Source organism: Lyngbya sp. PCC 8106, assembly GCF_000169095.1.
Lineage (GTDB): Bacteria > Cyanobacteriota > Cyanobacteriia > Cyanobacteriales > Microcoleaceae > Capilliphycus.
This window is the reverse complement of the sequence record NZ_AAVU01000013.1, coordinates 109,560-129,117: the sequence shown is the minus strand read 5'-3', so window position 1 is coordinate 129,117 and position 19,558 is coordinate 109,560. Positions and strand designations below refer to the sequence as shown.

General features: G+C 40.2%; 17 protein-coding genes. 16 read left to right on the top strand and 1 reads right to left on the bottom strand.

What is annotated here, in order from left to right:
- Positions 1-106: 106 nt before the first annotated feature.
- From fdhD to L8106_RS11065, 5 genes are all read left to right on the top strand, one after another.
- Positions 107-946 (top strand): formate dehydrogenase accessory sulfurtransferase FdhD, encoded by an 840-nt coding sequence (fdhD, locus tag L8106_RS11085; protein WP_009784382.1) that lies wholly within the window; start codon positions 107-109, stop codon positions 944-946.
- Between the two features lie 329 nt (positions 947-1,275).
- Complete coding sequence (locus tag L8106_RS11080; RefSeq protein ID WP_009784381.1) at positions 1,276-2,568, top strand: hypothetical protein; 1,293 nt, start codon at positions 1,276-1,278, stop codon at positions 2,566-2,568.
- Between the two features lie 237 nt (positions 2,569-2,805).
- Entirely contained in the window at positions 2,806-2,991 is a 186-nt protein-coding gene (locus L8106_RS11075; protein ID WP_009784380.1) for a LuxR C-terminal-related transcriptional regulator, read from the top strand.
- A gap of 53 nt (positions 2,992-3,044) precedes the next feature.
- Entirely contained in the window at positions 3,045-3,374 is a 330-nt protein-coding gene (locus tag L8106_RS11070) for a hypothetical protein (protein ID WP_039896050.1), read from the top strand.
- A 216-nt stretch (positions 3,375-3,590) separates the two neighbouring features.
- Positions 3,591-5,120 carry a site-2 protease family protein gene (locus tag L8106_RS11065; protein ID WP_009784378.1) on the top strand — a complete coding sequence of 510 codons (1,530 nt, stop codon included), beginning with the start codon at positions 3,591-3,593 and terminating at the stop codon, positions 5,118-5,120.
- Positions 5,121-5,212: 92 nt separating this feature from the next.
- Here the strand turns inward: L8106_RS11065 and L8106_RS11060 are convergent, their stop codons facing one another.
- Positions 5,213-5,395, bottom strand: coding sequence for a hypothetical protein (locus L8106_RS11060; protein WP_009784376.1), 183 nt, complete (start codon positions 5,393-5,395; stop codon positions 5,213-5,215).
- A gap of 176 nt (positions 5,396-5,571) precedes the next feature.
- Here L8106_RS11060 and L8106_RS11055 point away from each other — a divergent pair, with 176 nt between their 5' ends.
- From L8106_RS11055 to L8106_RS11010, 11 genes are all read left to right on the top strand, one after another.
- Positions 5,572-7,773 carry a hypothetical protein gene (locus L8106_RS11055; protein ID WP_009784375.1) on the top strand — a complete coding sequence of 734 codons (2,202 nt, stop codon included), beginning with the start codon at positions 5,572-5,574 and terminating at the stop codon, positions 7,771-7,773.
- A gap of 12 nt (positions 7,774-7,785) precedes the next feature.
- Positions 7,786-8,781 (top strand): hypothetical protein, encoded by a 996-nt coding sequence (locus tag L8106_RS11050; protein ID WP_009784374.1) that lies wholly within the window; start codon positions 7,786-7,788, stop codon positions 8,779-8,781.
- 40 nt (positions 8,782-8,821) lie between these two features.
- On the top strand, positions 8,822-9,592 hold the full coding sequence (locus L8106_RS11045; protein WP_009784373.1) for a hypothetical protein: 771 nt from the start codon (positions 8,822-8,824) through the stop codon (positions 9,590-9,592).
- 101 nt (positions 9,593-9,693) lie between these two features.
- Entirely contained in the window at positions 9,694-9,837 is a 144-nt protein-coding gene (locus L8106_RS32095; RefSeq protein ID WP_009784372.1) for a hypothetical protein, read from the top strand.
- A gap of 171 nt (positions 9,838-10,008) precedes the next feature.
- Positions 10,009-10,959 (top strand): C69 family dipeptidase, encoded by a 951-nt coding sequence (locus L8106_RS11040; protein WP_009784371.1) that lies wholly within the window; start codon positions 10,009-10,011, stop codon positions 10,957-10,959.
- Between the two features lie 76 nt (positions 10,960-11,035).
- Entirely contained in the window at positions 11,036-11,950 is a 915-nt protein-coding gene (gene speB, locus L8106_RS11035; RefSeq protein WP_009784370.1) for an agmatinase, read from the top strand.
- A gap of 180 nt (positions 11,951-12,130) precedes the next feature.
- On the top strand, positions 12,131-12,667 hold the full coding sequence (locus L8106_RS11030; protein ID WP_009784369.1) for a thioredoxin family protein: 537 nt from the start codon (positions 12,131-12,133) through the stop codon (positions 12,665-12,667).
- Between the two features lie 335 nt (positions 12,668-13,002).
- A complete protein-coding gene (gene pyrH, locus L8106_RS11025; RefSeq protein WP_009784368.1) occupies positions 13,003-13,731 on the top strand; it encodes a UMP kinase in 729 nt (242 codons plus the stop codon).
- Complete coding sequence (frr, locus tag L8106_RS11020) at positions 13,718-14,266, top strand: ribosome recycling factor (protein WP_009784367.1); 549 nt, start codon at positions 13,718-13,720, stop codon at positions 14,264-14,266. Before pyrH ends, frr begins: the two co-directional genes overlap by 14 nt.
- A gap of 542 nt (positions 14,267-14,808) precedes the next feature.
- Positions 14,809-15,897 (top strand): geranylgeranyl reductase family protein, encoded by a 1,089-nt coding sequence (locus L8106_RS11015; protein WP_039896012.1) that lies wholly within the window; start codon positions 14,809-14,811, stop codon positions 15,895-15,897.
- Between the two features lie 876 nt (positions 15,898-16,773).
- Positions 16,774-19,551: a GAF domain-containing protein gene (locus tag L8106_RS11010; protein ID WP_009784365.1), complete on the top strand. Its 2,778-nt coding sequence runs from the start codon at positions 16,774-16,776 to the stop codon at positions 19,549-19,551.
- Positions 19,552-19,558: the final 7 nt, after the last annotated feature.

Sequence of the window (19,558 nt, the reverse complement as noted above, 5' to 3'; positions counted from 1 at the left end):
GAGTTATAACATTTATACTTGGGCTAGTTGTCGTTGCTCTAGCCCTAAAATTAATGCGCGTGCATCGCAATAACGAACCAAATTAAATTCACTTAAAAATTCACCCATGAGTGCTGCAAAAAGCAAAAAAAAGTCTAATATTTGGACAATAGAAGAAAGTCAAATCCGCTCCCGTTTAGATGACATTGCTACAGAAGAACCTTTGGAAATTCGCTTAGTTTCTCCTGCACAAACTCTTGCTGTCACCATGCGAACACCGGGAGCAGATTTTGATTTAGTAACGGGTTTTTTGTACAGTGAAGGTGTGATAACTAGCCGAGAAGATATTTCTAAAATGAGTTATTGTGTTGATCCTGATATTGATGGTGAACAACGACAAAATATTATTAATGTGGCTCTAAAATCGGGATTAACTTTTGATTTTAAACGACTCGAACGACATTTTTTTATGACCAGTGCTTGTGGAGTGTGTGGGAAAGCGAGTATTGAATCTTTAAAATTCCGTGAACTTCCGCAAATTTCCTCTGACTTTAATGTTAATACAGAGATTATTTATCGTTTAAATGATCAACTCAAATTAGCTCAAGGGTTATTTTCAGCGACTGGTGGCTTACACGCAGCGGCGTTATTTAACTCTCAGGGAAAACTCCTGAAACTTCGAGAAGATGTCGGTCGTCATAATGCTTTAGATAAACTCATTGGTTCTTCTCTCTTGACAGATGACTTACCTCTAGCACATCATATCGTAATGGTCAGTGGACGCTCTAGCTTTGAGATTTTGCAAAAGTGTATTGTTGCAGGGGTTCCTATTCTTTGTGCGGTATCTGCTCCGAGTAGCTTGGCGGTGGAGATAGCTCAAGCATTTAATATAACGTTGATTGGTTTTTTACGAGGTCGGCGATTTAATATTTACTCAGGAATTGAACGGATTAAACTGGCTTCTTAGTGATTTATTATTGATGACTTAAGATGAGAAATATTTTTAATTAATCAGTGATTTTAGAATAAAAAGTAGTAGTTTAAAAGTTAGTATTTTCTTTTAAAAATATCACAAAATAATTTAATCATCAGCAATAAACAATCAATAAAAATGAACAGAATAAAAGATAATTTGTATTTTATTGGGAAAATCACCTAGATGGGAGTTTGCTTTACCTCATCAAAAAATTTGTTGAAATATCTTGAGATCAAAATATTTTAACTCTCTCCGTTTGGCCGACAAGAGGTAAAATAGACACAACAGTATAATGTGTAATATTTGGAGTTGGGATTTATATGGACTACAAACAAGAATTAATCACAACAATACATGATTTTGGTTGCGATCTAGAACTCCTAGAAGCACGATTAACTCAACTGAGTGAAACTTCACCAACTGCTGTATTGATTCCGGCATTATATGATGAACTCGAAAGACCTGCTTTAACTTTAATTCGAGATCAATTAAAAGACTGTAAATTTGTCAATACTGTAGTTATTTGTCTCTGCGCTCAAACCCTCGAACAATACAACAAAGCCGTTGATTTTTTTAGTATATTACCCCAGCCAACTTTTGTAATTTGGGAAAACGGCCCTCGGGTGACTCAACTCTTAGAAAAATTGCGAGATAAAGGCTTAGATTTATTAAGCTTTAAAGGCAAAGGTCAAGCCGTTTGGTTAGGACTAGGTGTGGCATCTTTGCAAGCTGAAGCGATTGCTATGCACGATGCCGATATTATCACTTACAACAAGACCTATCCGATGAAGCTACTTTTTCCTCTGGTCGAAAAAGAGTTGGGGATCGCCTTTAACAAAGCCTATTATGCCCGCTTAGGAGGTGAACCGATTCGATTTCATGGGCGAGTTGTTCGTTTATTTATCATGCCTTTACTCACCGCTTTAACAGATATGTTAGGCTATCATAACTATCTACGTTATTTAGGGGCTTATCGCTATCCCCTCTCGGGAGAATGCGCTCTAACAAACGATTTAGCTCTTAATATTCGGATTCCGGGAAATTGGGGTCTAGAAATTGGATTGCTGGCTGAAGTTTATCGCAATGTAGCCGAAAAACGCATCGCTCAAATTGATTTAGGAATCTTCGATCATAAACATCAACCGATTGGTAATTCCACTCATGAAGGCTTGCGAAAAATGTGTCGAGATATTCTCCGTTCTATTCTCAGAACTTTAACAGAAATGGAACGAGTTGTATTAACCATCGATGAAATTCGCACCTTACGAGTTAAATTTCGACGCGAAGCACAAGACTACACTCGGCAATATTTTGTTGATGCTCGTTTTAATAACCTAGAGTATGATCGTCATCAAGAAGAAGTTACTATCGAGTTATTTGAACAAGTGATCACAGAAGCAGGGCAAGACTACCTCAATAACCCCGCAAATATTCAAATTCCTGACTGGACACGAGCGCTGGCTGTAATGCCTGCCCTACGAGAACAATTGCGAGAAGCAACTCGACGAGATATGGCTGAAGCGAAAGCCTCCATGAACGCTTTAGGAAATTCTGACACCTCTCGAATTGAATCTAATCACAATACTCCTAATCCTATTATCGTTATTCCCTAGTTCAAATCAGACTGAGAAAACAAGGGATAATAATCTGCTCATTTCACTTCTACTTTTGCGATTTAAAATGTTTAAATATTTTTTGAAGGAGGTGGTGAGATTAATTCATTTTTCTGACTGACTTACTGTAACTTTTATTGAGGATCTTTTTTTCTCCTAAACTTCAGTATTTTTTCGGATACTTTTTTTGTCCAAATCTGCAACAATATTAATTGTTAGAGAGAATTAATCAGCAAAATGAGACGAAAAGAACTGACACCCAGAGAGAAAGAAGTCTATGAACTGTTGCAGCAAGGGTTGACAACCAAAGAAATTGCTACAAAGCTCAAGATTACTCAGCAGCGAGTGCAAGTCGTTGCTAGAAATGCCAAGTATCGACTCATGGATCAAGCTAAAGACTTGGATAACTCAGTTGATTCTTGAAGATTTTGATTGTATTTTCCACATCCAACATTTATCTAATTTTAATTAAAATCATGGATGAAATTATTAGTAAATTAGCAGGAATTGGTTTCCCTGCGGTTGTTCTCCTAATCACAATGGCAACGACTGGATTAACCGGAGCCGCTGCAATTACCGCTGCACTTGCCATGCTAGGGCCAGGTGGAATGATTGGGGGAATTGTGCTACTGGGAATTATTGGACTGGCTTCTGATGCTCTCACGAAGTATGGTTTAGAAGCTCTCCTTGTTGGCGTTTATAAAGAGCGAATTTCTAATGGTGAAACCAAGATAAACTTATCTCAAGAGATTGATAAATTGCCAATTTCTAGAGAACTTAAACTAATGATCAAAGATGAGTTTTAAGGACATCAATCTTATAAAAACTGGGAACGATACTTTGAATGAAGTTACAATTCACAACTAGCATTTAGAGTTTATATCGCTTTAATTCTTGTGAATGTATTGGTGTATTGCCTGTATTGGACAAAGAATCAACCATTTTCAGGTGCTACTGTATAATTGTTTTGAGTGATGCTTGATTAGTTCAGGTGTTGTTTGCTCTATGTTTTAAGGTCTAGAATGTTTACTTCGTTTGATAATACAACTATTTTCATCTTATTGATCGCTCTAGGAATTGTGGGATGGGGCTTCTATCGCGCTCAACCCTATGGTAAACTGGGGATCTTGTCTTGGTTACAGTCTGTCATTTTAATGGCACCTTGGCTGCTCTTTTTCGCACTGGCAGGGGCTGGAATTTACCTCAATCTAGCCAGTATCCTCTTTTTATTCCTGGCTTCAACTGGACTCTACATCATCCTCGGTCGCAAACTGCGGGAAATGTCAGCCGAAAACGAGCAACAACCTTCTGACTCTCCAGCAGACTCTCCCCTACAGTACCACAATACAGCGAATCAAACTGAGGAAAAACCCTCCGTTGAATCTGTCGCAGCCCCGTCGCCCCCTGAAACAAAGCTAACAGACACCGAAGACAAACCGACACCAATTCCTCCAGACGATCTCAAAATAATTCAAAATATTTTTGGTATAGATACCTTTTTTGCCACTGAAACTCTACCTTATCAAGAAGGAATCATCTTCAAAGGAAACCTGCGAACTGATCCCGAACAAGCTTATACTCGCCTATCAGAGAACTTAGAGCAAAAAATGGGTGATCGCTTCCGACTTTTTTTAGTTGAAAACCCCGAAGGAAAACCTGTTGTGATCGTTCTTCCCCGTAAAAATGATCCCCAATCGACTACAATTCCTCAAAAAGTATTAGCGATTATTTTACTTTTAGTCAGTGTCTTTACCACCTTTGAAGCCGGAAGTTTGTTACTCGGGTTTGACTTTTTCACTGAACCGAACCGTTATGCAGAAATTCTACCCATCGCTATCGGTTTATGTTCCATTCTCGCTCTCCATGAAATTGCCCATCAACTAATAGCAAAACGTCATCACGTTAAATTTAGCTGGCCGTTTTTTATTCCGACTATTCAAGTGGGTACTTTTGGGGCATTTAACCGTTTTGAGTCCATTCTCCCAAACCGAAAAGTTTTATTTGATGTTGCTTTCGCTGGGCCTGCTGCCGGAGGATTACTATCACTGGCAATGCTGTTTATCGGGTTAGTTTTATCTCATCCAGGAAGTTTATTTCAGATTCCCACCGAATTTTTTAAAGGGTCAGTTTTAGTGGGAATTTTAGCCAAAACTGTTTTAGGTTCGGCGTTACATCAGTCGATTGTTGATGTTCATCCTTTGACGATTATTGGTTGGTTAGGTTTAGTGATTACCGCAATTAATCTGATGCCAGCAGGCCAACTCGACGGCGGACGAATTATGCAAGCAATTTATGGGCGTAAAGTTGCTGGGCGTTCCACTTTAGCCACATTTATTGTACTCGCAATTGCTTCGTTAGTAAACTCTCTGGCGTTGTATTGGGCGGTGGTGATTTTAATCTTACAACGCAACCTTGAACGCCCTAGTTTAAATGAATTAACTGAACCGGATGATACTCGGGCGGCTTTAGGATTATTAGCGTTATTTCTAATGATTGTCACCTTATTTCCGCTAACTCCAGCCCTAGCAAGTCGCTTAGGAATTGGCGGTTAATTGATTGAATTTTGAGACTTTAGGATGGGTTAGCGGGAGGATAACCCATCACTAAAAAACAATAGGTAACTGTTTACGGAGTGAACACCTGATCAGCATCCCAAAATAGCATCAAAGCCGTGGGATAAAGTGTCATCCCCATTCCCAAAACGCGATACATCGGTTGCTGTAAATAACCCAACCAAAAGAGAATTATTCCTATCCCAAACAACACCGATAAAATGGGAATAAGCTGAATTGTCTCCGCCCATCACTTGCTGGGTAATTTCATACATAGTGTTACCCTAAGCACGCATTCGTTAATTAGTTCCAAAGGCTGAAGTTGAGATTTCGTTAATGTTTTATTTATAAATAAAATTTTATTATCATTAAATTTATTGATAATATTCACAATTGGACAAAATATAAGTTATGATAAATATAATTCTTCTGGAATCAGAAAGCCATCCCCATGAATAGAGCTGCCCAGATTGCCAGCATTATTAATCAACGTCAGCCTCTCGCCTTGAGAATTGAAAAAGTTGAGAAAAATCTCAGATCACTTACTGCTCAATTGGAGCATCTTCAAAACCATCGAAATCAGCTTCTTTCCCAAGTTGATGATTCCGATGTGAGTGAACATTTAAAAGAAATTGATTGCTCATTAATCAACAGAAGTATTGAGTCCGAATTGTTGGCTTTGAACCAACTGAAATCCCGTTTTTCTCGTAATACTCTCAATATTGGTGTTGTTGGACGAGCAGGACAGGGAAAAAGCCGTTTATTACAAAGTTTATCCGGTCTAACAACCTCAGAAATTCCGACAGGCGATCGCCAACATTGTACAGGAGTTCGCAGTACAATTTATCATAACGCCAGCGTTGATACCTACGGAGAAGTTTGGTTTCACACCGAGCGAACTTTTTTACAAGAAATAATTACCCCTTATTATGATAAACTTTATCTAGGAGCAAAGCCTTTAAGTTTAGAAGAATTTGCCACACAACCCCTTCCTGATTTACCGATAAACCTCTCTAAACAAGCAGAATGTGGAGCGATGTATGAACATTTGCGTCGTTACCATACAAACCTCGAAAAATACCGTTATCTGTTTCACGAACCTTCACCCCGTCGAATTCCTAAGTCTCAAATTCGAGAATATATTGCTCAAGATGATCCGAGTGGAAATCGTATTCATGTAAATTATTTAGCCGTTCGAGAAGCCAAAATTGTTTGTACTTTTCCCAACTCTGATGTCGGACAAATCGCCTTAATTGATATGCCAGGATTAGGTGATACTGGACTCGGAGATGAAGAACGATTAATCAAAACCCTCGGACAAGATGTTGATATTGTTTTATTTGTGCGAATGCCTAGACCCCCGAGAGAATATTGGGCAGATGTTGATGTTAAACTCTATGATATTGCTAGTTCTGCACTGACTGAACTCCCGATTCAACTTTGGTCATTTCTCGTCCTCAATCGTACAGATAATAACTCTCTAATTGGAGATAACTCACTCTATTGTCAAGACTTAGCAGATAGTCGCAAAGAAAAGCATTTATATGTAGTTGATCATATCATTGTCAACTGTGCAGATATAGAGACAGTCAACCAACAAATTCTAGAGCGAATTCTCAACTATTTAGCGAGTGAAATTTCTACTTTAGATGCTCAGTATGCCACCTCAACTCAAGAGCGTTTAATTCAACTGCAAAAGACTATTTCTTCCGAACTCGAAAAAGCCCAAACAGCCCTAGAACGAGTCACCGGACGTGATAATTGGTTTCCCTTATTTGTGACCTTATTTGATCAACTCTGGGAAGACTTAACAACAGGTTTAGAAGCCTTGCTGCGAGAACTTAGAAAACAACGGGATTCACAAGATGCTGACTTCCAACAACAAGTCGAAAACACGATTAAAGCCTGTCGAGAAGATGCAAGTCTTCCCACCGAAGCCGAAATTAATCGCAAGCGTGATAGTGTAGGCGGCTATCCTAATGCTTATTATGAATATCTCAACGAAGTTCGATCCCATTTATCTCAACATTTTTTATCCTTAGATGAAGGCTTGAAACGAGGATTAGATCGGGTAAAATATCAAGTGGCTCAAGTGTTAGTAGAGCGAGGTCATTTAGGCAGTTTAACAGAGAGTAGAGGGTCAGAATTCCTTCAAAAAATTGCCGAAATTATTCCTGAAGAACTCGTCGAAAATCAACCGAGCGAATTGTTACGAGGGTTTAAAATTCTGGCTGACTTTGAACTCTCCTATCGAGGTTTAATTCAACACCGAATTCGCCAACATCTTGATGATTTAACTCCCGATGAAACCTCACTGCAACTGTCATCCTCTCCCTCCGCTCAAGAAGTCTTAAATTGTCTCAAATCTCTCCAAGCAGAAGCCGTTTATAAATGTGAACGAGCTTTAGATGATTTATTAGCAGAACCAAGCCAAGCGGGATTTGCTATTGTAGAAGAATTCATGGATCGGGTATTGCGAGCAAAAGCAGTTAAAAACGAATGGCGTATATTCTTAGAAGAAGTTCGCTATGATGTCTGGCCTAACGAATTTGAACAGTTAGGAGAACGGACACGAACTCGACGAGAATGGATGGATTCTGTTGAACGAGCAACGGCAGCCAACCCATTAAATTTAATGAACTTTTTGGATTAATTTAGGATACAAATGCAGAAACTTCCAATTACAATGCTCGGCCCCAGTGGAGTCGGTAAAACAACACTTCTCACCGCCATGTATGAGCAGTTTGAGAGTAATATTGGTTCGACAGATTTACAGCTAACTCCCGATGATGAAAGCTCGGCAATTTTGCAGGATAACTTAGTTGATCTCAAGAGTTTACTGGATGTTTTTGAACCGAGAGGAAGAATGGGAATTCAAGGAACAGAAGCCATTTCTGGCCCGGATTCTTTGCGTTCTTTTACCTTTGGTTTGGGTCGAAAAGGAGAAAAACCTTCCTTACAACTGCGGTTTAGAGATTATCCGGGCGGCTATTTGGGAAGCAAAGCCTCTAAAGAAGAAAGAGAGTTTGTGAGAAACCTGTTACAAGAATCTGTCGCGGTTTTAATTGCAATTGACGCTCCGGCGTTGATGGAAGATCCAAAAGGGATTTTGAATGAAAGAGTGAATCGACCTCAGCAAATAAAAGACTTATTTAATGCAGCTTATCAAGACCTTGACTCGCCCCGGTTGGTAATTTTTGCTCCTATTAAATGCGAGAAATATTTAAAGGATGAAAAACAGTCAAAAGAGTTAATAGAACGGGTGAAAAAGAGTTATGAAAATTTAATTCAATTTTTTGATTCTGAAAAAGTTAGCCCTTGGATAGCGAGTGTTATTACTCCCGTGCAAACGGTGGGGAGTGTGATCTTTTCTCGGGTAGAATATGATCAACAAAAAAATCCTCACTTTTACTTTCGGAAAACCCGACATGATGCTCAATATAGTCCGAAAGATAGCGAACAACCTCTGAGATATCTTTTGCGATTTTTGCTAAAATTGCATTTTGATTCCCGTTCAAAAAGTTGGGGAATTTTTAACTTTTTGCGGGATTGGTTTAGTCTGGATGCTTACCTAAGAACCGCAGTCAAACAATTTGCCAATAACTGTAAAACTAGCGAAGGTTTTGTGGTTTTAAAAGGCGAACAATGGTTGAAAATTTAAACTGATTTAAACACACTTTTAACGTTTAGAGGAAATAACAATGACAATTTACATTCTCAGTCGAGGTCAAAAAGAAGATCAAGATTATTCTTGGTTTAAAATTAGAAAAGAGAGTCTGATTCGTGAAACTCCACCCATTTTTAAAAGAGTACCTGTTGAAACTGTTATCGATCATCAAAAACCTTCCATGATTCTTGCGCGTCAAGATTCTGAATTTCTCTTACTTATAACCGGATTAAAAGCTAGAGAAGAACGAACAGATTTTATGGGTCGCTCCGTTAGAAATTCTATTGCTTGGGTTTATTCTGACTCAGAAGAATATGAAAAGATATTACGTTATCTCGCTATTCGTGCGTTAAAAAATGAACTCGAATTAGAACTCGATCAAGCGATTAACATCGGCGGAGAATTCGGTTTTCAAGTTGATAAAGACGCAATTGAACAGTTAGCCTTCCCCGAAAGTCTCGAATCTAAACCCGCAGAAAAAGCTTGTAAGCTCGGTAAAAACTACCCCAAATTACGCCAAGAATTAGCTAAAGAACTGCAAAACTATTCTATTCCTTTAAGAGACGGTTTTTTAATAATTATCACGACTTTAAAAGCCAAATCTGCTTTAAGTCTGTCAGGAGTATGGCGAGGTTTATCGGATCGAATAGAAAATGAAGAATGGGAAGTTATTTCAAAAACTAATCAATTACTAGCATCTCCACCTTCTAGAGCGATTCTGTCCTCCCAAAAAAAAACAACGACTCAAGCCGCATTAACAATAGCGATTATCTTAGCAATTATAATGATTTACCTAGCAATTTAAGTTTAGAAAACACTCTGGATATCTTTAAACAATTAGTAGGTTTACCAGAAAATCTCTCCTCTATAGAACCCTTAATTCGATTTATACTTTCAAAATCTCAGTTGGAAAGTCAAGCGGAAAAAGGGAAATTAAACGCCGAAGAACGAGAGTTTATCCAGAAAATCGACAGTTTGTTAAAAGAACTGCAAAATTCTGTAAATCGAATTAAAAACCTGAATGATTGGCAGGATTTTGAGAATTTGTGAGGATAATTATAATTTATTAAAATCAGAGTTAAATCATTAGAAAGTTTATCAAGAATCAGCAGGACTGAAGTTAGGAAAACAAATTTACAGAAAACATTAATATTTGGGACTGTAGATCGCCCAGTGAGCAAGACAAAATAGGAACAAGTTAATTCAGGGAATTTTGTTGCGATGTGTGATACCTTCGTTGCCTTACCCGATGCTACACTCAACGGTGATGTTATTTTTGGGAAAAATAGCGATCGCCCTCAAGGAGAAATTCAAGATGTGGTGACAATTCCATCCCAAAATAACGGTCTTGGGGAATTAGTTGAATGTACTTATCTTTCTATTCCTCAGGTTAACCACACCTACGCCGTAATCTTATCAAAACCGCGTTGGATTTGGGGCGCTGAAATGGGTGCAAATGAGTGTGGAGTTGTCATCGGAAATGAGGCTGTTTGGACAACTGAATTTTATTATAGTACAGGTTTGTTGGGGATGGATTTATTACGACTCGCCCTAGAACGCTCTGCCACTGCCCGTTCAGGCCTTGATTGTATAGTAGAATTATTAGAGCAATATGGACAAGGGGGAAACTGTGCCGAACATTTTGCCCTCAATTATCACAACTCATTTATTATTGCTGATCCCACCGAAGCTTGGGTCTTAGAAACCGCAGGTCAATATTGGATAGCTGAACACGTGACCACCGGAACTCGTTCTATTTCCAATGATTTGAGTATTCGGAATCAAGGTGATTTACGACATCCTCAACTCATCCCTCATGCAATAGAAATGGGAGGGTGTCAAAGTGAAGAAGATTTTGATTTTGCTCAGATTTTTTCTGAGGGCGGACTTCAAGTTTCTTCCCATGACTCGCGAGAAGGACGGGTTAAATTGTTATGTCAACTCAACGAAGGTCAATTTTCCCTCGATACCGCTCAAGCTATTTTACGCGATCATAAAGGTAATATTTGTATGCACGGCAAATTTGAAACCACAGGCAGCCAAATTTCTTCTCTATCTTCAGACCGATGGGAACATTGGTTCATTGAACAGCCTTATCCCTGTCAACAAGAATATCACCCGAAAACGTTTAGCAATACATTAATACAGCATTCCCTCGGCAACCGAATCTAGTGATCTGATCAGTTCTAAATATGTCAAAATCTAGGGTGACATTATTCAACCCTGAGTTATCCCTTCGATTATCCCAATGACATCAACCCTGACTTCTACTGCTGTTGTTGATTTTTTAGGTTCAGAAATAGTACCCAACGCTCAAACCGCCCAGGTTGCCCTATTACCCATTCCCTTTGAGGCAACCACCAGCTATCGAAAAGGCTGTGAAAACGGCCCTGCGGCGTTGCTAGAAGCCTCTCATCAGCTTGAATGCTACGACGACGAACTAGAGCGAGAAGTCTGTTTTGCGGTGGGAATTTACACCCATCCAGCGATCGCGGATACCCGCAGCCAAGCCGTCTCCTCCGAAGAAATGCTGCAAGTTACCCAACAAACCGTTTATGATTTGGCAAGTTCTGGTAAATTTGTGATCGCTTTGGGCGGTGAACATAGTATTACCGCAGGAGTTGTCGCCGGATATCAACAACTCTCTGATGAACCGTTTACCGTCGTTCAAATTGACGCTCATGGAGATTTACGCTATGAGTATGAAGGGACAATTCATAATCATGCCTGTGTGATGCGGCGAGTAGTAGAAATGGGACTACCAACGGTACAGGTGGGAATTCGCAGTTTGTGCATCGAAGAAGCGAACTTAATCAAAGAAAAACAATTACCCATTTTTTGGGCGCGAGACATCGCCACTCAACCCGACTGGATCGAAAAAGCGATCGCCGCCATTCCCACAAAACGAGTCTTTCTGACAATAGATTTAGATGGGATAGACCCCAGTTCCATGCCCGGAGTCGGCACCCCTGAACCAGGTGGGTTAAGTTGGTATGGTTTACTCGGATTTTTGCAGCGTTTATTTACCACTCATACGGTGATTGGTTGTGATGTGATGGAATTAGCACCTGTGGCTGATTGTGTGGTTTCCGAGTTTACCGCCGCCAAACTCACGTATAAATTAATTGGATATCATGCTCTAGCAACCGGATTACTCCACTAGAGATTTGTAATCAAATTCACGCTTTGTCTTCCCGACTTCCCCCGACTCAAGGCGCCTTCTGTACGACGAATTAGGGGATTTTTAGATTGTGAGTTAAAGTAGGGGTTAGAGCGTCGGCCTACTGAGTGCGAGTGTGTGCTGGTTTATTGTTGTGATAGAGATTTGGCAATACGTCTAAACATGAAGGGTACTGCAATTAATAGTTATGCTCCCGATTTTGAACTGCCCGGAGTAGATAGCGAGGTGCATCATTTAGCTCGATATTTGGAGAGGTCTAGGGCAGTTGCTGTGATTTTCATGTCAAACCAATGCTCCTTTGTACATCTGTATATTGACCGTCTCAAACAGCTTCAACAGGAGTATGCGGGTGTCGGTGTTACCCTTGTTGGGATTAACGCCAATGATGCAACTCGATCTCCAGAAGATAGTTTTGAGAAAATGAAGGAATTTGCACAAGGCAATAACCTTAACTTTCCCTATATTCGGGATGTCACTCAAGATGTCGCTAACTGCTTTGGGGCGCGTGTTATTCCAGAAGTCTTCTTACTGGATCAACAGGGCATAGTACGTTATCGTGGCCAAATTGATGACAACCCTAACTCAGCCGAGTCAGTCAGTAAGCCCTATCTCAAACAGGCGATCGCCCAACTGCTTCAGGGAGAAGTCATCGAACCAACGACGACCGAAGCCATGGGTGACTTAATTCAGTGGCGATGAGGAATCGAAACGAAACTGGGTTAACCAGTAGAGAGGGGAAATTGAGCGACAATCAGGATGCTGGAAGTGACTTGTCTGGCTCCCTCAAAAAAGCTGAAAGCAGATAGTCCGCTTTCTGGTATCTTATTGTGAAGGCAATGCTCGCCCAAATCATATCATCATCCTTTTTAGGGATGCTTTAACATTCAACAGCTTGTTACTATAGCTTACGATTACTTATGATCACCCCAATGTCTACACCAGTGCGATTCATCTGTCGGCACCAAGCCGCTAGAGCTGCTATGGCGATCGCGGCCAACTTGAATCGATTTAGCGGAAACTGTTGGGGGTTATAAATGGGAACAGCATATAAGCGGATTTTACTGAAACTAAGCGGCGAAGCATTGATGGGAAGCCTCGGCTACGGGATCGATCCAGCCGTCGTTCAGGGAATTGCTCAAGAAGTCGCAGAGGTCGTTGCCAAAGGAATTCAAGTGGCAATTGTTGTCGGTGGTGGTAATATTTTCCGAGGTGTAAAAGCGGCTTCGGCGGGAATGGATCGGGCAACTGCTGATTATGTCGGGATGATTGCTACGGTGATGAATGCTATTACCTTACAAGATGCTCTCGAACAAATCGGAGTCCCGACTCGCGTACAAACGGCGATCGCCATGCAGGAAGTCGCTGAACCTTATATCCGTCGGAAAGCCATTCGTCACCTGGAACTAAACCGTGTGGTGATTTTTGGGGCGGGTTCTGGGAATCCCTTCTTTACCACTGATACCACAGCGGCATTACGAGCGGCAGAAATAGATGCTGAGGTGATTTTCAAAGCAACAAAAGTCGATGGGATTTATGATTGCGATCCGCATCTCAACCCGGAGGCCCGCCGTTATAAAACCCTCACCTATGGCCATGTGCTGACCCAAGATCTGCGCGTGATGGATAGTACAGCGATCGCCTTGTGCAAAGAAAACAATATTCCCATTATTGTCTTTGATCTAACTGTACATGGAAATATCGCTCGCGCTGTTAGTGGAGACCCTGTTGGAACATTTGTAGGAGGTTTGTGTGAAGTTAGCTGAAGTCGAAAGTTTAATGCAAAAAGCGGTTGAGTCTACTCAACGGTCATTTAATACCATCCGGACTGGACGGGCAAATACTTCTTTGCTGGATCGGGTGATGGTAGAGTATTACGGGACTCCCACTTCTCTGAAGTCTCTGGCGACGATCAACACCCCGGACTCATCGACGATCATGATTCAACCCTTTGATCGCAAGACGCTGGATATCATTGAAAAAGCAATTTCTTTGTCTGATGTGGGACTGACTCCTAATAACGATGGATCGATTATTCGGTTGAATATTCCTCCGTTGACCAGTGAACGTCGTCAGGAATTTGTGAAGTTAGCCTCTAAATATGCTGAAGAGGGTAAGGTTTCTGTGCGAAATGTGCGTCGGGATGCGGTTGATTCAGTTCGTAAGCAAGAAAAAAGTAAGGATCTCTCTGAAGATGAAGCCCGAGATTTACAAGATCAAATTCAAAAGCTGACGGATAAATACACCGCCAAAATTGATGAAATGTTTGAGGCGAAGGACAAAGATATTACGACCCTTTAAATACGTTCAGACTTCGGGATGAGGTAGACGCTGAAAACATCGATCTTTGCCCATAAAAACCGGAGTTTCATCCCGCCGCACTCATTCATCCGGAAAGCGGCAAGGTTTTGTGAATAAGATCATGTTCTGTTCTGCCTCATCCTTTTTTGAATAAAATTAGATTTGATAATTATTTGAGAAAACTTGATATAAATTTTAAATACAAATCAAAGATTACAGAGAATAGAAAAGTTGACAAATCTCAAATTCATCTGAGATCAAGGATCTAATGTTGATCTAATAAATTATGAAAATTGATAAAAATATAAAAATTTAGACTTGGCAACCCCCTGATTAAGCGTGTTAGACTAGACACAAATAGAGCAGTTAAAGATTTACCTCCGGGTGAAAACTGCTCTAAATTAAGGCATTTGACCGGTTTTCAAGGGGTGCTGTTTTAATCCTTAAAAGGCAATAATTTGTAAATGCCGGGGTTGGAAATAAATTGGTTAGCGAATACGATTAAACAACAAGTAAAAACTGATAATTAACCTATGACAACCATGTTTGACTGCATTATTGTTGGTGCGGGTCCGGCGGGAGGCGCAGCAGCTTATCACTTAGCGAAACGGGGGCATTCTGTTTTGGTGCTCGAAAAAGATACCTGGCCTCGCCAAAAGCCCTGTGGTGGTGGAGTATCTCCCGCGATCGCTCAATGGTTTGACTTTGATTTTACACCCGCCATTTCTACCACCGTCAAGAAAATTCGCTACACCTGGAAATTGAGTGATCCCGTGGAAACAGAGATCGTTAAACCGATGTGGATGGTGCGTCGGGATGTCTTTGATCAATTTTTGATGCAGCAAGCAGTAGACGTTGGGGCAAAACTGCAAACTCAAACAGAAGTTACTGGGATTAAGTTTAAAAGCGATCGCTGGCAAGTCAATACAAACGCCGAACCCCTAGAAGCTAAATACCTGATTGCAGCCGATGGTACAAAAGGGCCAATGGCGAAATGGTTGGGGTTGAAACAGTCAAAACTCCGTCAGAGTCTGATCGCTGAATTCCCTGTATCGGGTCAAATCCCTACCTTTGAATTTGGAATGGTCAAAAATGGCAGTATTTGGGGATTTCCCAAAGCGGATAGCTATTCGATTAGTATTGCCACCTTCCGGGGCAGTGAACCCAAGGATCTGAGCAAAGATTTAACGCAGTACGCCAATAAAATGGGGATGGCGGCAAGCAATTCAATGGTTGATCATCCGATCTGTTTGTGGGATGGAGACAAAACACTACATACCCAAAACGCCCTGATTGCTGGAGATGCTGCCAGTTTAGCTGATCCTCTCTCGGCGGAAGGTATTCGTCCCTCAATTTTGAGTGGAGTTAAAGCCGCAGAAGCCATCGATCAAGCTTTGGGTGGCGCGAGTAATGCCCTCGAAAAATACACTCAGATCATCCAAAAAGAGTGGGGCGCTGATATGGTTTGGGCGGGAAATTTAGCAGGTTTATTCTACCGTTTCCCTGGCATCGGTTACAAAGTGGGTGTCAAAGTTCCCGTTGCCACTCAACTAATCAGTAAGATTCTCTGCGGTGAACTGCGTTATGCAGATGTGATCGACAAAGCCAAGAAAAGTCTGTCTCCTTTTTAATTCAGTTTAATTGATCATCTCAAGGTAGGTAGGTAGGTAGGTAGATACCGCGTTCTAAGTCGGAACCTCTGCCTACCCTTTTTGTTTGGGGCTGATCGAACCTGAGCAGAATTGACACTCCCACGCCGTAAACGGCGGGGATTCTTGGTTCAGCGAGTCCACTTAATACAGATAGGGCGACCTATCTATACCAGAGATGGACTCTCCTCAAGCGTTTTGCTCCATTTCAGAAACCTGTTTGGGTATGCCCTACCCTACAGTTCAAAACCTAAAATCTTGGTTTCTCTGTACTTGTTGCGTTGCGCGCTAATAAGCGTACAAGCTTTCCTGTACGGAACCCCATAACTTCAGTGCGTCAAGGTGCGTTGCCTTTCGGTGACTGGGTTTTTAGTGTGGTTGATTACCCTTTCCACAAAAGAAAGTTTAACATAAAGCCGTCAATCACGGACGGGGCTTGTATCCCAATTTTTTCGGTCAAAAGTCAAGATCTCCCTGCCTCTACAGGAATCATCTAATCGCGGTATCAAAACTAACTCTTATTTTACCAAAAATCTATAAAATCACTTAATTATCTCAAAACCTCAGCAACATTCTCCGAAAAATCACTGAGTACCGCCCTTACAATCAGAACCAAAACAATCCGATATCCCCCTGAAGATTCAATACAAATAGAAGGGAATACTCCATGAGAACCTACTTAAACTTTGGAGTCACCTGCTCAAAACTACATCCAGAAAATATTAAGTTTATTTAAGATCAGTATTTACTGCACCTTTAGTCCTGATATTTTTTAAGAAATATATAATTATAATAAACAGAGTTAAATGGATATCAATCCAGTCACTACAATATCATACAGGAGATTATACCCGATTTATGGAAAATATACACAGTTCTACAACAAAAATTGATGAACAACATCTACTCTACCGAATCACAAAGCGCATTAGTCAATCCTTAGAACTTGAAGAAATTTTAACAGCAACCGTTGCTGAAGTTCGAGCCTTTTTGGAAACGGATCGCGTGATGATTTATCAGTTTAGCGCTGATGATAGCGGTCAAGTTATGGCTGAATCAATTGATGAGAATCACTTATCTTCCCTAAAAGGATTGCATTTTCCAGCAGATGACATTCCGACCACCGCCCGGGAAATGTTTCGCACTCTAGGTCAACGCAGTATTGTCAATATTGCCACCGGACAAATTGGTTGGAGTCCGATCAAAACTGACGAAACCGAAAACTTTTCTATCTCTGAAGAAATTAACTATCGTTCCGTTGATCCTTGCCATATTGCCTATCTCAAAGCAATGGGAGTTCAATCCTCATTAGTGATTCCGATTTTTCATCAAGAAAGTCTAGAATCAAATCGTCAACTTTGGGGACTTTTGGTGTCTCATCATGCTGAACCCTGGGAAATTTCCGAATCTCAATTGCAACTAATTCAGATGATTGTTGATCAGCTTTCTATTGCGATTAAACAGTCTACATTACTCAGTCATACCCGTCAACAGGCCAGGCGAGAAGCCACAATTAATCAGGTTGCCTCTCTATTACATCAACAACCGACGATTCAACTCCAAGAGGCTTTAGAAGCCACCGTTAAAGCCTTAGAAGGGATTGGCGGTAGACTCTATATTTGTGCCAGTGAAGCGCAAACTTCAGAAGTCTGGAGTTGTGGTGAACAACCGACAATGCCGGAATGGGAATCTAGTCCTATTTTAGAAGAACATCCCCTTTGGCAACACTGGATTAAAACCCGATTTCATCAACCAAAAGCATCCCAAAAAAACTTACATACTGATACAGAAGTTTGGGCAATTACTGACTTATATAAAGAATCTTTGTTTAGAGTTTTATGTCCAGCATTTGTTTCAACAAAAATCAGAGGAATACTGATTGTTAGCATTCAGTATCGACAGAAAATGTTGGCAATATTAAGTATTTTTAGAAATGAAATTGATACCGAAATATTGTGGGCTGGACGTTTTGAATCTAATCTTCAACAAATTTTACCGAGACAATCTTTTGAAACATGGCGAGAACTAAAAAAAGGTCAAGCTCAACCTTGGATAGAAGAAGAAATTTCTTTGGCTGAAGGTTTAGCCGCGCAGTTAGCAATGGCAATTGAACAATATCTACTCTACAAAAAAATTCAAGATCTCAATATTAATTTAGAACAACAAGTTCAAGAACGTACCAGTCAACTCCAAAGAACCCTCAATTTTGCTAAAGCTTTAGAACGAGTAACTGATCAAATCCGCAGTACCTTAGATTTGAGAATTACAATGTTTACAATTGTTCGGGAAGTGCGAGCATTAATAAAAACGGATCGTGTTTTGATTTATAAGTTAATTGATGAGCAAGAAGGAGAAGTTATTGTAGAAGCCGTGGGTCAAGATATTTCTTCTGTTCTGGGGATAAAAACACCAAGCGGATGTTTCCCCAATAACTGTGCAAATCAATATCGAGAAGGTAGATTTGGAGCAATCGGTGATATTTATGAAGCCGATTTAATGCCTTGTCATCAGGAGTTTTTAGAAAGTGTTCAGGTTCGAGCTAATTTAATTGTTCCAATTGGAGTCAATCATCAACTTTGGGGATTATTGATTGCTCACGAATGTCATAAGCCTCGCCATTGGCAAACGGAAGAAATTGATTTAATTAGTCAGCTTGCTGATCAAGTCGGGATTGCGATTACTCAAGCAGAACTCTATGAAAAAACTTGTGTGGCGGCTGAAAATGAAAAAGCAAAGGCTCAACAACTCTCTCAAACTTTAGAGGAATTACGTCAGACTCAAACTCAACTTATTCAAACAGAGAAAATGTCAGGATTAGGACGATTAGTTGCTGGAATTGCTCACGAAATTAATAATCCTGTCAGTTTTATCTATGGGAATTTAGCTTATACCAGTGAATACAGTGAAAACTTGCTCAATTTACTCGATCTTTATCAGAAACATTATCCTCAGCCTCCTGCTGAAATTCAAGAGTATGCTGAATCTATTGAGTTAGATTTTATGGTTTCTGATTTACCTAAAATCGTTTCATCGATGCGAATAGGAGCAGATCGAATTCGTCAGTTAGTTTTATCTCTACGCAACTTTTCTCGATTAGATGAAGCTCAAATTAAAGCCGTTAATCTACACGAAGGAATTGACAACACATTAATGATTTTACAACACCGCTTTAGAGGGAATTCAAATTTTCCCGAAATTCAAGTGGTTAAAAACTATGGGGATTTACCTAAAGTTGAATGCTATGCAAGCTTACTCAATCAAGTTTTTATGAATATCATTAGTAATGCTCTTGATTCTCTAGAAGACCATTATAATAAATTGAAAAATAGAAACTTGCCGACTTCAGCTTATTCGCCTAAAGTGTGGATTGAAACTTCGATTATTAGAGAAACTTCTCCCATCAAAGATTGGGTTAAAATTTCTATTCTTGATAACGGAATAGGAGTTGCACCTGAACATTTTCATCATATTTTCGATCCCTTTTTTACCACTAAACCAATTGGTCAAGGCACAGGTTTAGGGCTTTCAATTAGCTATCAAATTATTGTGGAGAAGCATCAAGGTCGGCTTGAGTGTATTTCCCAAACTGAAAAGATAACAGAGTTTATAATCTCTATTCCCATTTACCAATCTTAAATTCTTC

What these genes read in the sequence shown, in the direction of transcription:
- L8106_RS11050 (WP_009784374.1), top strand. Translation starts at nt 7,786, where the DNA reads ATGCAGAAACTTCCAATTACAATGCTCGGCCCCAGTGGAGTCGGTAAA.
- L8106_RS11080 (WP_009784381.1), top strand. Translation starts at nt 1,276, where the DNA reads ATGGACTACAAACAAGAATTAATCACAACAATACATGATTTTGGTTGC.
- L8106_RS11060 (WP_009784376.1), bottom strand. Translation starts at nt 5,395, where the DNA reads ATGTATGAAATTACCCAGCAAGTGATGGGCGGAGACAATTCAGCTTAT.
- L8106_RS11015 (WP_039896012.1), top strand. Translation starts at nt 14,809, where the DNA reads ATGTTTGACTGCATTATTGTTGGTGCGGGTCCGGCGGGAGGCGCAGCA.
- L8106_RS11045 (WP_009784373.1), top strand. Translation starts at nt 8,822, where the DNA reads ATGACAATTTACATTCTCAGTCGAGGTCAAAAAGAAGATCAAGATTAT.
- speB (WP_009784370.1), top strand. Translation starts at nt 11,036, where the DNA reads ATGACATCAACCCTGACTTCTACTGCTGTTGTTGATTTTTTAGGTTCA.
- L8106_RS11055 (WP_009784375.1), top strand. Translation starts at nt 5,572, where the DNA reads ATGAATAGAGCTGCCCAGATTGCCAGCATTATTAATCAACGTCAGCCT.
- L8106_RS11040 (WP_009784371.1), top strand. Translation starts at nt 10,009, where the DNA reads ATGTGTGATACCTTCGTTGCCTTACCCGATGCTACACTCAACGGTGAT.
- L8106_RS11010 (WP_009784365.1), top strand. Translation starts at nt 16,774, where the DNA reads ATGGAAAATATACACAGTTCTACAACAAAAATTGATGAACAACATCTA.
- pyrH (WP_009784368.1), top strand. Translation starts at nt 13,003, where the DNA reads ATGGGAACAGCATATAAGCGGATTTTACTGAAACTAAGCGGCGAAGCA.
- L8106_RS11070 (WP_039896050.1), top strand. Translation starts at nt 3,045, where the DNA reads ATGGATGAAATTATTAGTAAATTAGCAGGAATTGGTTTCCCTGCGGTT.
- L8106_RS11030 (WP_009784369.1), top strand. Translation starts at nt 12,131, where the DNA reads ATGAAGGGTACTGCAATTAATAGTTATGCTCCCGATTTTGAACTGCCC.
- fdhD (WP_009784382.1), top strand. Translation starts at nt 107, where the DNA reads ATGAGTGCTGCAAAAAGCAAAAAAAAGTCTAATATTTGGACAATAGAA.
- L8106_RS11065 (WP_009784378.1), top strand. Translation starts at nt 3,591, where the DNA reads ATGTTTACTTCGTTTGATAATACAACTATTTTCATCTTATTGATCGCT.
- L8106_RS11075 (WP_009784380.1), top strand. Translation starts at nt 2,806, where the DNA reads ATGAGACGAAAAGAACTGACACCCAGAGAGAAAGAAGTCTATGAACTG.